This window comes from Sphaerotilus mobilis, assembly GCF_004216565.1.
Lineage (GTDB): Bacteria > Pseudomonadota > Gammaproteobacteria > Burkholderiales > Burkholderiaceae_C > Sphaerotilus > Sphaerotilus mobilis.
On sequence record NZ_SGWV01000008.1, the window covers coordinates 534,191 to 547,690 of the forward strand.

Below are 13,500 nucleotides of genomic sequence, written 5' to 3' on the forward strand. Positions count from 1 at the left end.
CGATGCCTAGGAAACGGGCCGGTCGCACCGACCTCAAGACAGCACCGCCGAGTTGATCGCCAATTGCTTGTCCAGGAAGCCATAGAGATGGTTGACGTCGGTCGAGCCCCACGAGGGCGCCATCGCCCCAGGAACGACCGGCGACCATGTCTGCGTCGCCGCCCCGGAGTAGGCCGGCAGTGAAGACAGGCTGACACTGCTGCAGCCGCCGACACCTTGCAGCGTGATCGTGTCCGAACCGCCACCGAATCCGTCCAGGGCGATCTCGCCGTAGGACTTGCCCGCCTTGATGATCGACAGCAAGCCGTTGGCAGGGTCGTAGTAGAGATCCGAGACCGCCAGATCAACGTCGGCCCCCAGGCTGCGGACATGGCCGGCCTGGATCACCAGCGTGTCGGCATCTCCGCTGCTGTCGCGCACCGTCATGCCCCCGTCGCCCAGGAAGTAGACATAGCGATCGCTGCCGGCACCGCCATCGGCCAGCAGGCATTGATAACCGGAATAGAAGGTGTCCGAGCCCTCTGCGCCGTCAGCGTATGTGTAGGTGTTGTCGCGTCGCTGGTAGTCATTCAGCGAGCTTGGGACGGCTTCGTCGCCGATGCTGCTCCCCAGCTTGTTGAGCATGTCCAGGGCCACGTCGATGGCACCCAACGCGCAGGACAACTTGCCAGCCTCCGACAGTTGACGGCTGCCGACGCCTGACGCGAGGAAGACGTCATCCCCGTCCTGCCCCCAGAGGAGATTGCCGGCGCCCAGCGCGAACAACACATCGTTGCCGGAACCGGCGAACACGTTGTTGCCAGCCCCTGCCACGTAGAGAACGTCCTGGCCGGCGCCCGCCGACACGTTGTTGAACGCGCCCAAGGTGACAGCCTTGTCATGGCCATCTCCCAGGTCGACGTTCTGGGTCAGCCCTGCGGTGATCGCGATGTCATCACCGGCATTGCCCTGAACTTGGTTGGCCAGACCCGCGCCCAGGATCAAGTCCTTGCCACCATTTCCGTGAACTTCGTTGGCCCCACCCAGGAAAACCAGCACGTCGTCACCGTTCTCCGCACCGACGAAGTCACCGTGGAGCACGTTCTTCCACCCCGCAGCAACCACAACATCGCTGCCTTGTCCGCCATCCATCGCGTTGGTGGCGCCACAGGCGATCAGCCAATCGTCGCCGCGTCCGCCCTTGACGTTGTTTTCCTGACCCAGCACCAGAATCGTGTCATTGCCGTCGCCGGTGCTGTCGTCCAGCTTCATATTGACGTTGTTCTTCTGGCCAACGATCAGCATCAGGTCCTTGCCCTCGCCACCATCGGCACTGTTGATCCTGCCAAGCACCACGGCCACGTCGTCGCCCGATCCCCCTTCAACCTTGTTCGTCGCCCCAACGACAAAAAGGATGTCCTGGCCTTCGTTGCCCTTGGCAGCGTTTTCCTTGCCCGCAGCCAGGATGAAGTCGTTGCCAGCCCCACCTCGCCACGCATTCGTTTCGCCCACCATCAGGCCTGCATCGTTGCCATCGCCCATGAACAAGGCGTTGGTCTTGCCCATCACCAAGGACAGGTCGTCCCCATGTCCGGTCATGACACGGTTGTCCTCGCCACCGACAACGGCCACATCGCCATCGCCTTGATGAAATTGATAGTGCGTCTTGAGGCTCGGTAGGCGAGATTGATAGTCGATGCCGGCAATCTTGGGCAGGTAGAGACTGGGCAGGGTGTAACTCATGCCCTTGATCGTCAAGGCCTGCGTGCCACCCACGTAGTCCGACAGATTGACGTTGTCCACCTTGAACTCCGGCAAGGTGAAGTCGGGCAAGGTCGCGCCGTAGAGGTCGCGCCCTGAAAACAATGTGGTGAAGAGCTTGGAGTAGCCACTGAAGTCGAAACCATTGAGCTGCAGATCGGGCAGTTTGATGTCGCCGAACGAGAGTGTCGGCAATGCATATTCGACGCTGCCTGCCGTGCTGCTGGTGCTCAATTGGCCATTGCCCAGTCCCGTACTCACTCCCAGGCCCCAATCCGGCGGGGTGTCGACCACGCCAGCCGTCTTGGCACCCATCGCTTGCGCTTGAAGGGCGTAGTCAGAGGTAAAACCGCTGGTGCCCTCGGAGAAGTCCCCATTGGTGATGAAGTTGTCAGCGCTGGTCAGGCGCAGGCTGTCGATGCCGAAATCGTTGCCGTCGGCGCGGGCGGTCAGATCTGTCAGCGCGAGGGTTTGAGTGCCACTGCTGTTGGCCTTGAAGGCAACGCTGTACTGTGTCCAGCCGCTGGATTGGCTCAAGGTTTGCACTGAACCGATGGGCGCGCCATCCAGCGACAGTTGAAGCTGTGGCTGTGGGTCGCAACCCGAAGCGGCCCAGAAGCTGAAGGTGTAGTCCGCGCCTGCGACCATTGGAACGCTCTGTTTCCAGAACGCATCGCCACCATTTGTCGAGCCATCGACCATCAGGAATTTGTCCTTGTTGCCGGTGGAAGTACTGCCGCTGATGCCGTCGGCACCTTGTTCGTTGAACAGATTTCCCGCTCCAAACACACCACCGGAAGCAGAGGCGGCGCCACTGGTGGAGGCATTGATCTGGCCATCGGCGTTGGTGGCTGCTGAGGCCACGACCGCGTTGGCGTTGGCTTGACTGCTGGCCGACACCTTGCCAGTCAGGTCTGTGCCATGAAAGCCGACATCGCCGCTGAGTTTGGGTTGGAAGGACACGCGACCGCCAAGCAAGGTGCTGCTCGAACCGGAGGCTGACGATGGCAGACCCGTCAAGGATTGGAAGCTCGATGACAACCCACCAAACCAGTCAGACCCGACATTGAAATCATAGAAGAAGTTCGGCTTCAGTTGATCAACCTTCACCCCTATGTCGGGAATGCTGGGAATGCTGAAGGAAGGAATGGTTATCCCCGGCAGTTGCAGCTGCGGGCTGCTCAGCATCGGGAAGCTCAGGCTGGGCAAGCCATAGTCACCGAGCTTTCCATAGGCATAGTCCGGTGCCGAACGCAAAGCAGGCGTGGACGGGATCTGGTAACTGTAGGATGGCAAGGTCAGTGTCGGGTACTTCCAATCGGCCGACTGCGCGGTGGAAAACTCAATGTCCGGAAAATAAATCGCCAAATCGGCGGACAGCTTGAGCTCGGCCTGCGTCGACACTTCCAGGCCGGTCTTCTCTGACCAATCCTTTCCTTTGCCGTTCCAGCCTTTGACCTTTTCAGACTCCTTCATCTCCTTGATCAGGTCATCGTCGTTGAAGACGATCTCGTTGTCTGTGGCGACGAAATTCTTCTTGCCGAACACCGCCACCAGATCATGGCCGCTGCCAGTCAGCACGTAATTGGTCTGGCCAAAGACGGCCACCATGTCGTTGCCGCTGCCGCTGAACACATAGTTGTTTTGTCCGATGACCAGTCCGGTGTCATCACCCGCCTCGGTCAACACGATGTTGGTTTTGCCGATGACCAAGGCCACGTCATGGCCCCAGCCGGTGTCGACTAAATTGATCTTCCCGATCACAGCGGCAAGGTCGTCATCACCACCCGTGTGAACCAGGTTGTACTCGCCGATGCTGATCACGTTGTCGATGCCGTTGGCCGTGCTCACCAGGTTGTACTGCCCGACCGACAGCACGCTGTCGCGGCCACTGCCTGCAATCACAATGTTGGCGCGTCCACCAGAGATGGCGAAGTTGTTGCCGTCGCCCAGCAACAGAATATTGCCGGCGTAGAGCCCCAGTGAAATCACGGTGTCGTTGCCGCTGCCGGTCCACACGAGGTTGCCGCCGCCGCCCAAAGCGCCGACGGTGTTGTTGCCGTCGCCCAAGATCATCACATTCCATTGACTCAGGGCGATCACGCGGTCATCACCTGAACCGCCTTGCACCAGATTGCCAAAACCACCGGCCAACAGCGCGGTGTTATTGCCGCCGCCCATGATGGCGATGTTGCTGCCGCCCATCGCCAACATGTCGTCGTTGCCATCGGCGGCCATGAAAAGGTTGCCGCTGCCGATGGCCGTCATGCGGTTGTTGCCCGCATTGGCGAAGAAGACATTGGCCCCGCCGATGGCCTGCATCTCGTCATGGCCCGAGCCGGCGACCGCTATGTTGTTGCCACCGATCGCAAAGATGCGGTTGCGACCATTGCCGACGACTGCTGCATTGAGGGCGCCCACCATGGACACCTCATCGTCGCCCGAGCCAGTCTGCACAAAGTTATAGCCACCGTAGGCCTTGACCTTGTTGTTGCCGTCGCCTGCGATGACGACATTTCCAGCATTGAAGGCTGTATTGAGCGTGAGGCTCAAAACATTCAATGCGGTCTTGCCAATGGTGTCGCCCGCATCCTTGCCGATCACCACGATGCGATCAAAAGCAAATTCGTCGCTGGAATCACCAAAACTCGTGGTCACCGCCGCCAGCAGGCCACCCACCTTGATGCGGTCATCACCCGCTCCAGAAATCACCAGATTTCCAATACCCGTGAGATAGCCCACCCCATAGGCGCGTATGGTGTTGCCCTTGTCACCCGCCATCACGATGTTGGTGCCGCCAAATGCGTTGATTTCAGCTTGGCCCAGGCCGGACAAGATGACGTTCAAGCCACCATAGGCATCCGCTGTGTAACGTCCATTGCCATTGAGCAGAAAGTTGCCGCCACCATAGGCATGGACGGCATTGTTGCCGTGGCCGGTCAGAACAACATTCATGCCGCCGTAGGCTTCTACGGTGCTGTCGCCATGTCCCACTTGGACGACATTGAGGGCACCACCGACCTTGACCGACTTCTTGCCGTTGCGTCCGGCATAAATGATGTTGGCTCCACCATAAGCCTCCAGCTTGTCATCGCCATCGCCGAGATCAATCTTCTGCCCGCCGACGCCAAGGCTCCAAACGGAGTCGTTGCCACTGCCGGTGCTGACCGATGCGCCAGCGGTGCGCACGTCCACTGTGTCGTTGCCATCGCCCGTGTCGACATGAGCGCCGACACCCCGCACCGTCACGCTGTCATTGCCTGCACCTGTCTGGATATGCGAACCCAAACCATAAAACTCCACCGCATCATGGCCATGGCCTGTGTAAATATAGGCACCACCGGCACGCGCAAGGACTTGCTTGTTACCCCATGCGTCGTCGTCGTTCAGCCGCGCGTCCAGTCCGTCCAGCGTGATGCTGTCATTGCCATTGCCGCTGGATACTTTGGCCGAGACGCCACTGACATAAATGGTGTCGTTGCCATGCCCGGTCTTGACTTCAACACCCGCGCCGCGCGCATCGATGGTGTTGTTGCCACCGGCATCATCAATCTTGGCGGTCCAGACTCCGAAGACCTTGAGGGTGTCATCGCCGAAACTCGTCTTGACGTCGACATTGCCGGCACTGATGTCCATGTTGCGGGAACCCGATGTCCCCCATGCACATTCGTAGATGCTGACGTCACCGGCCAAGTGGTTGGTGTTGATGCGCTTGTTGCCATTGCCCAGGGATACCTTGGCACTCAAGCCAGAGTGGATGCGCAGCCAATCGTCGCCGTGATCCAGATGAACATCGGTCCATCGGCCACCTTCCCACACATTGATCTCATCGTTGCCGCGGGTCGCCCAAATCTCGTTGGTGCCAGGCGAAGTGATGTCCATGCGGCTGCTGCCGTCCGAACCCCAGAGGTTGATGTAGTTCCAGCCCAGTCCGTGCGCGTTGATGTCCGCATGCTTGTTGACGCGCACGTCAATATTGTTTGACCAAGCCGAAGCATCGTAGTACCCGAGGTTGTCCAGACTGTTGTTCCAATGCCCATCGCTGGTCCAGATGGACGTGTTGCCACCACGATAGGAGTGGTTGTACACATACAGAGAACCACCGCTCTTGACGATGTCCGCATTCCATCCCGCGTAAAGATGGACCGTGTCGCTGCCATTCTTGACGCTGCCCCATCCCAGAACAGCCTTGAGATAACCACCGCCACCCAGCGAAACCGTGTTGTTGCCCCCAGCATCTTCGACGATCGCCTGCGACAGTCCGTGCACCCCAATCGTGTCGTTGCCATTGCCCACCTGGACATAGCCATACCAGGCCGAAACGTTGATGTCCCGCTGGCTCCACCAAGCAGTTTCGTAGATGTTGACAGAGCCCGCCAGGTAGTTCGTGGCGATCAGTTTGTCGCCACTCCCCAGGGTGATGTCGGCATTGATTCCCGAATGAATCCGCAGCTCGTCATTGCCCGAATCGAGGTGGACCCCGGTCCAGCGGCCGCCGACCCAAACGTTGATGACGTCATTGCCGCGGCTCGCCCAGATGTCATTGGTACCAGGACTTGATACATGCATGACACTGTTGCCATTCGAGCCCCAGAGGCTGATGTACGTCCAATCGAGACCTTTTGCGTTGATGTAGGCGTCATCTGCTGTGCCAATCACGCTGACGCCCCAGGCATCGAAGTCAAACCTCAGTCTTCTGACATGCTCAGCCGTGAACAGCTTGACGTTGCTCGACTGGTACCAACTTGCCCCTACGTCAATGGTGCCCCGACCGTAATAGTTGATGTCGGTCCAGTCACCAGCAGTCCAATGCAGATACTCGTCGTCACCGTAAAGATAATAGACCCATGCCATTTTGTATCTCCCTCAATTGGATGGCCGCAACAGGCACCCGCCTCACACCCGTCAGATGGTCAAGTCCGACATGACATTTGGACGGGCGAATCAAACCGCTGCACCCGAAGATCAACCATTCGAGCCAGAACCCGCCGAACCTCGAAATGAATCATCACGCCGCTATGTTTCATTTCCATGAATTCAACAGCGACTGGCAGCCACTCAAAATAATGGTTTTTGATAGCAAGAATAAGTAGGGCGCACCTCGGACGGGCGAAGCAGATCACGGTGGCGTTGTGGGGGGATATCGCGACTGGGCGCACGGCGGGCCTGATTGGCTGAAGCCATGGACTCAGGCCGATGCGGGTGACGCATCAGATGCGCTTGTGCGCCAAAGACCCGCCAACCGAGGCGGTATGGCCGTTCAGCGTTTGAATGAGATCAAACGCAGGGCCGAATCGCGCGACGACTTGACCGCCATGGCACTGCGAGGGCGCGAAAGGTCACGCGTCGTGGTCGATGCGTGTGTCGACTGGGCACCCAGGAAGCAGGACGCAGGATTCAGAAAAGGGGTTCCCTGAGCGCACAGATTCAGAGGGCACCGATGCGGCCGGGCACCGCCTGGCGCAACACCTTCACCGGCCGCTCGCCTGCCGCCCGGGCGCGCAGCTGGCCGCAGCCGCCGTCGACGTCCTGACCGGCCGACTGGCGCAGCTTGGTCAGCACGCCGCGACGGTGCAGGTGGCGGGCGATGGCGGCGGCTTCGTCCCAGTCGGGGCGCTCGAAGGGCAGGTCCGGCACGCTGTTGTAGGGAATCATGTTGAGCACGGCGTACTTGCCGCGCATCAGCTCGACCAGCGCGTCCAGCTCGTCGGCACCGTCGTTGACGCCGCGCAGCAGCGTCCACTGGACCTGCATCGGGTAGCCGGTGGCGCGGGCATAGGCCTCGCCGCGGGCCAGCAGTTCGGCCGGTTCGTAGCGGGGTGCGCGCGGCAGCAGACGGGCGCGCAGGTCGGCCTTGGTGGTGTGCAGCGACAGCGCCAGCGCCGGCTTGACGGGGCCTTGCGGCAGGCGCTCGAAGACCCGCTCGTCGCCAACGGTGGAGAAAACCAGCTCCTTGTGGCCGATGCCGCCCACCGTGCCCAGCAGCTCGATCGCGGCCATCACGTTGTCGAGGTTGTGGGCCGGCTCGCCCATGCCCATGAAGACCACCTTGCGGACCCGCCGCAGCCGCCGCGCGAGAGCAACCTGGGCGACGATCTCGGCGCTGCCGACCTGGCGGATCAGGCCCTCGCGCCCGGTCATGCAGAACACGCAGCCGACCGCGCAGCCCACCTGGGTCGACACGCACAGACCGTCACGCTGCAGCAGCACGCTTTCGACCTGCTGGCCGTCGGCCAGATCGACCAGCAGGCGGGCCGAGCCGTCCTCGCCGGGGTGCTGGGAATGCAGCCGGGCCAGCCCGTCGAGCATCGTGCGCCAGCCGGGCAAGGCCTCGCGCACGGCCTGCGGCAGGAAGTGTTCGGGCTTGCTGCGTCCGGCGTCCTCGGGCAGCGCGTTGAGCCAGGTGCGCAGCAGGCGGCGCACATGCACGGGCTTGGCGCCGAGGTCGATCAGGGGCTGTTCAAGGTCGGCGATGAGGGACGTCGGGCGCATGGCGGCGAGTGTAGGAAACCCGCGCGCCCGTCCATGCCTCACTGGCTGAGCCGCGACGTGTAGCAGCAGCGCTGCGGGTCGAACCAGGTCTGCGAGAACTCGGCCACCGCGTTGCCGGCGGTCCAGGCGATGCGTTCGATGTGGCCGGCGCTCGCGCCCGCAGCCAGACCGAAGGGCGGCACCGCCCAGGTCGGCACCGGCGCGGCACCCAGGCGGTCTTCGACACGGGCGATCCAGCGCTGGAAACGCTGCTGGTAGAACAGGTACATCGAGTCGCCGAGCGCTTCGGCGCTGAGCTCATGGCAGCCGGCCGCGCCGAACCAGATCTCCTCCAGCGCCACCGGCTCGCCACTCAGGCGACGCAGCCGGCGCACCCGCCACGCCGCATCGCCGGGCGCACCGAAGACCGGCACCTCGGGCGGATGCGGCAGGCGACACACGTCGAGGATCTGCGCGGTCGGCAGGCCCGGCCCGGTGTGGCGCAGTTCCAGCCGCAGCAGCTCGTACTGGCGACGTCGACGGGACAGCCGCTTCACATAGGTGCCCGAGCCCTGCACCCGTTCGAGCAGTTCCTGCTCGGCCAGCATCGCCAGTGCCTTGCGCAAGGTGCCCACGGCCACACCGAGCGTGACGGCCAGTTCGGCCTCCGGCGGCAGGCGCTCGCCCTCGTGCCAGTAGCCGGCGCGGATCTGCCGCGCCAGCAATTCGGCGACCTGGCGGTAGACCGGCAAGGCCTGGGCGTTGGCGGAGCTCCTGATGCTGGGCATCGGGCCAGTATGTCAAAGGCGGGCCTCGGGACTTACCCGCCCGGGGGCGTCGGCCAGGGATCAAGTCCTCTACGATTGATTCATGTCTTCAAGGAGCTGGCGATGAGCATCGTCCCTGTCCGTGGTGCCGACATCGACGGCGCCGAGGTGTCCTGGTTCGCGCCGCTGTGTTCGGACGACTACCGCCACCTGGGCGTGCCCGACGGCAGCCTGCGCAGCAGCTGGGCGCACACCCGCGACATCGCGCTGCGGGCCGAGGCGCTGGGCTTTCGCAACATCCTCTGCCCCTCGTCCTACCAGGTCGGTCAGGACACGCTGAGCTTCGTCGCCGCGATGGCCCCGCTGAGCTCGCGCATGAACCTGCTGGCGGCGATCCGCTGCGGCGAGATGCACCCGGTGATGCTGGCCCGCACCGTCGCCACGCTGGACCACCTGCTGCAAGGCCGGCTGACGCTCAACGTGATCTCCTCGGACTTCCCCGGCCAGCAGGAAAGCAGCGAGCTGCGCTACCGCCGCTCGCGGGAGGTGGTGCAGATCCTCAAGCAGGCCTGGACACAAGACACCATCGACCACGACGGCGAGATCTACCAGCTCAAGGGCCTGTCGACCGACCCGGCCCGGCCGTATCAGGTCAACGGCGGACCGCTGCTCTATTTCGGCGGCTACAGCCCCGATGCTCTGGCCCTGTGCGGCGAGCACTGCGACACCTATCTGATGTGGCCCGAGCCGATGGACCTGCTGGCCCAGCGCATGCGGGAGGTGCATGCCCACGCGCAGCAGCATGGCAGGCTGCTGGACTACGGCCTGCGCGTGCACATGATCGTGCGCGACACCGAGGCCGAGGCGCGGGAATACGCCCGAGAGCTGGTCTCGCGGCTGGACGACGACCAGGGCCGCGCGATCCGAGCCCGTGCGCTCGATGCCGGCAGCCTGGGCGTCGCGCTGCAACGTGCCAACCGCGACCGGGCCGATGACGACGGCTTCGTCGAGGACCTGCTCTGGACCGGCGTGGGCCGCGCCCGCAGCGGCTGCGGCGCCGCCCTGGTCGGCAGCGTCGACCAGGTGCTCAGCCGCATCCACGACTACATGGCCATGGGCATGCGGGCCTTCATCTTCTCGGGCTACCCGCATCTGGACGAGTGCGAGGTCTTCGGCACCAAGGTGCTGCCGCAGCTGAAGACGGTGTCCCTGCCCCACGCCTACGGACGCGTGCCGCCAGGGGTGCCGGCAACGCCGCTGGGCAGCGGCGTGCGGCGCTGAGTCAGTACCGCACCACCTCGCTCACTGGGTCGTCATGCCGGGGCAAGGCTTGCCCGACCGGCGACGCGAGTGGCAGCTCCGCGCCTTCGACCACGAACAGCGGCAGGCGGTCCAGCGGCGCGTCAACCTCGTGCCATTGCCCCGCCGGGAAGCGTGCGTGGTCGTGGAAGCCGATCCAGTCGCGCCCGTCGGGCAGCTGCGGCAGGTAAACGCGGCGGCGCCGTTCGCCCTCGTGGACGACCGGGGCGACCAGCAGGTGCTCGCCGAGCATGAACTCGTCACAGTCCTGCAGGCACTGCGGGTCCTCGGGCCAGTTGAAGAAGGTCGGGCGGATGATGGGCAGGTGCTGCTCGCATGAGCGCGTCACACAGGCCCACAGGTAGGGCATCAGGCGGTAGCGCAAGCGGATCGCCGCCAGCACCTGCGGCGTCACCTCCGGGTGCATCCACGGCAGGTTGCTGACGTTGCCGGCCTTCCACGAGTTCATCACCATGCGTGGGTTGAGCGCGCAGGCCTGCACCCAGCGCAGGAACAGTTCCGGGCCGGGCAAGGGGCCGTAGAAGCCGCCGACGTCATGGCCGATGTTGAACAGGCCGGACAGGCTCATTTGCAGGCCGGTGCGGATGTTCCATTTCAGCGTCGCCCAGCTGGTGGTGTTGTCGCCTGACCAGGTCTGCGCGTGGCGCTGGATGCCCGGCGGGCCCGCGCGGGTGACGGTGTAGACGGCCTCGTCGCGGCCCTGTTCGGCCGCCCAGGCCTGCTGGGCCTCGAAGGTGGCGCGTGTCATCAGCAGCGCGTGCAGCGGCCGGCTGCGATGCATCGGCAGGGGCTGGTCGCCGCCCTGGCTGTAGGCCTCTTCGGCCTGGATGGCGTATTCGTTGTTGTCGTTCCAGCCGACGTCGATGCCCTTGTCGAGGATCTGCTCGCGCAGCTGCTGCTGCCACCACGCCACCGCCTGCGGCCGGGTGAAGTCGAGGTGCGAACCCTGGCCGTCCCAATAGGGTTCGACCACCGGCTCGCCGCTGCGGCCATCCTCGATGAAGGCATGGGCCTCGCGCAGCGCGGCATAGGCCGGGTGGTCGTCCAGCAGGCAGGGCTTGAGGTTGGCCACCAGCCGCATGCCGGCGGCCTGGAAGCGGGCGTTGATGCCCTCGGGGTCGGGGAACTTGCTGCGGTTCCAGGTGAAGACGTAGCGCTGCCGGCCCCGGCTCGAATAGCCCGAGCCGTAGTGAAAGGCCGAGATCGGCACGCCGTGCGACTGGCAGGCGTCGATGAAGCCTTCGAGCTGCGCCTGCGCATCGGGCGCATCGGCCAGGCCCATGGCGGTCTGGGCGTAACCCAGGCTCCAGCGCGGCGGCTGGTGCGTGCCGCCGATCAGCGCGACAAACTGGGCCACGACCTCGGCCGGGCTGTGTCCGACCATCAGGTAGCCGTCGATGTCGCCGTCGTCGATCTCCACGGTGCGGAACAGGCCGTGGTAGTTGTCGTGCTCGCAGCCCAGGTCATGGGTGCAGGCCGACAGGGTGTCGTGGTAGAGCCCCGTCCACAGGCCGTCGGGCGTGCGGGTCAGCACAAAGGGCCAGTGCTTGTAGAGCGGGTCGCCGCGTTCCGGGTCGTAACCGATCGAGTCCTGCCCCAGGCCTCGCAGACGCCGGCCGTGCAGGTCGAGCGGGCCGGTCTTGTCGCCCAGGCCGTAATAACGGTCACGTGGGTCACGTTCGAGGCAATGGCGGACAAGGCCCGTGCGGCGTTCATGCAGGTAGGCGCTGGTCGTGCGGTCGGACTGGAAGACGCGGCCGCTGGCCGGCTCCTGCCAGACCAGACGCAGCGGCTGACCCAGGCCGCCGTGCAAGGTCACGGACAACTTCCCGGTGGCCAGCACCGGCCGGCCGTCGGCATCGGTCTGAGACGCCACCGGCGGGCGATCGAAGCCGGCCAGGCTGAAGCGGTCACGGCCCTGCACCGGCATGTCGGCCAGCGGCAGGGGCGCGATCGCCCAGGTGCGCGGCTCGCGGAAACCGCCGGCCGGCAGCCAGGTGAAGCGCGCCATCGTCGGCGACAGGAAGACCACGCGCAGCTGGCCGCCGTCGACCAGGCGGGCGATCGCATCGGCCTGTTCGGCGCCCGGGTGGACCTGCCAGCCGGCCGTGATCAGCGGGGTCATCGGGCGTCTCCCGCCACGGTCGTGACCCGCCGGCGTTCGGCCGCATCGAAGGCATGCCAGCGCCCGGCCTGCGGGCGGATGCCCAGGCGCTCGCCGGCCTGCGGCGCGAGCGTGCCGTCAAGCAGCAGCTGCACGACGCTGCCGTCATCCAGCCGGCCCAGCACGAGGCGCTGGGCACCGAGGTATTCGCTGGTCGTGACCGTCATCGACAGGCCTTCGCCGAGTGGCACGAGCTGCCAGTGTTCGGGTCGCACACCGACCTGGACGGCGTCGGCCGCCAAGGCATCGCGCAGCGTGGGGTCCTGGCGGGCCTGCGCGGCCGGCACGAAGTTCATGCGCGGGCTGCCGATGAAGCCGGCCACGAAGACGTTGTCGGGCCGGTCGTAGAGCTGCTGCGGCGTGCCGACCTGCTCGATGCGGCCGGCGCGAAGCACGACGATGCGGTCGGCCAGCGTCATGGCCTCGACCTGGTCGTGGGTGACGTAGACCATCGTCGCGCCCAGGCGCTGGTGCAGCGCGCGCAGCTCGGCACGCATCGACACGCGCAACTCGGCATCAAGGTTGGACAGCGGCTCGTCGAACAGGAAGATTTTCGGGTCGCGCACGATGGCGCGGCCGATCGCCACGCGCTGGCGCTGTCCGCCCGACAACTGCGTCGGCTTGCGCTGCAGCAGGGCATCGAGCTGCAGCAGCGCAGCGGCGGCGCGCACCTTCTGCTCGATCTGCTCACGCGGCGTGCCCACGTTCTCCAGCCCGAAGGCCATGTTGGCGTAGACCGTCATGTGCGGGTAGAGCGCATAGGACTGGAACACCATCGCGCAGCCACGGTCGGCCGCGCCGATCTCGTTGACCCGCTGGCCGTCGATGCGGATCTCGCCGCCGCTGGGCAGGTCCAGCCCGGCGATCAGGCGCAGCAGCGTGGACTTGCCACAGCCCGAAGGACCGACAAACACGACGAACTCGCCGGTCTCGACCGCCAGGTCGACCTGGTGAAGGACCTGCACGGCGTCGAAGGTCTTGGCGATGGCATGCAGTTCGAGGGTGGACACGTGTAAGACCTGGGAGAAGACGAGAGGG

The 13,500-nt window shown here is 64.4% G+C and carries 6 protein-coding genes; 1 reads left to right on the forward strand and 5 read right to left on the reverse strand.

The features are described from left to right. Nucleotides 1-33: 33 nt before the first annotated feature. The 3 genes from EV685_RS07720 to EV685_RS07730 form a co-directional block, all read right to left on the reverse strand. Nucleotides 34-6,594 carry a DUF642 domain-containing protein gene (locus EV685_RS07720; RefSeq protein WP_130481415.1) on the reverse strand — a complete coding sequence of 2,187 codons (6,561 nt, stop codon included), beginning with the start codon at nucleotides 6,592-6,594 and terminating at the stop codon, nucleotides 34-36. A 573-nt stretch (nucleotides 6,595-7,167) separates the two neighbouring features. Continuing rightward, complete coding sequence (locus EV685_RS07725) at nucleotides 7,168-8,232, reverse strand: RNA methyltransferase (RefSeq protein ID WP_130481416.1); 1,065 nt, start codon at nucleotides 8,230-8,232, stop codon at nucleotides 7,168-7,170. Between the two features lie 38 nt (nucleotides 8,233-8,270). After that, entirely contained in the window at nucleotides 8,271-8,999 is a 729-nt protein-coding gene (locus EV685_RS07730; protein ID WP_130481417.1) for a GntR family transcriptional regulator, read from the reverse strand. 102 nt (nucleotides 9,000-9,101) lie between these two features. On the opposite strand from EV685_RS07730, the gene EV685_RS07735 reads away from it, so the two are divergent. Next, on the forward strand, nucleotides 9,102-10,259 hold the full coding sequence (locus EV685_RS07735) for an LLM class flavin-dependent oxidoreductase (protein ID WP_130481418.1): 1,158 nt from the start codon (nucleotides 9,102-9,104) through the stop codon (nucleotides 10,257-10,259). Between the two features lies 1 nt (nucleotide 10,260). On the opposite strand, the gene EV685_RS07740 is transcribed toward EV685_RS07735, so the two are convergent. Both EV685_RS07740 and EV685_RS07745 read right to left on the reverse strand, forming a co-directional pair. Beyond that, the gene (locus EV685_RS07740) at nucleotides 10,261-12,423 is read right to left on the reverse strand and encodes a glycoside hydrolase family 31 protein (RefSeq protein WP_130481419.1); all 2,163 of its coding nucleotides are present in this window, start codon (nucleotides 12,421-12,423) and stop codon (nucleotides 10,261-10,263) included. Continuing rightward, nucleotides 12,420-13,472, reverse strand: a complete 1,053-nt coding sequence (locus EV685_RS07745; protein WP_130481420.1) for an ABC transporter ATP-binding protein — start codon at nucleotides 13,470-13,472, stop codon at nucleotides 12,420-12,422. The genes EV685_RS07740 and EV685_RS07745 overlap by 4 nt, the downstream gene beginning before the upstream one ends. Nucleotides 13,473-13,500 lie beyond the last annotated feature (28 nt).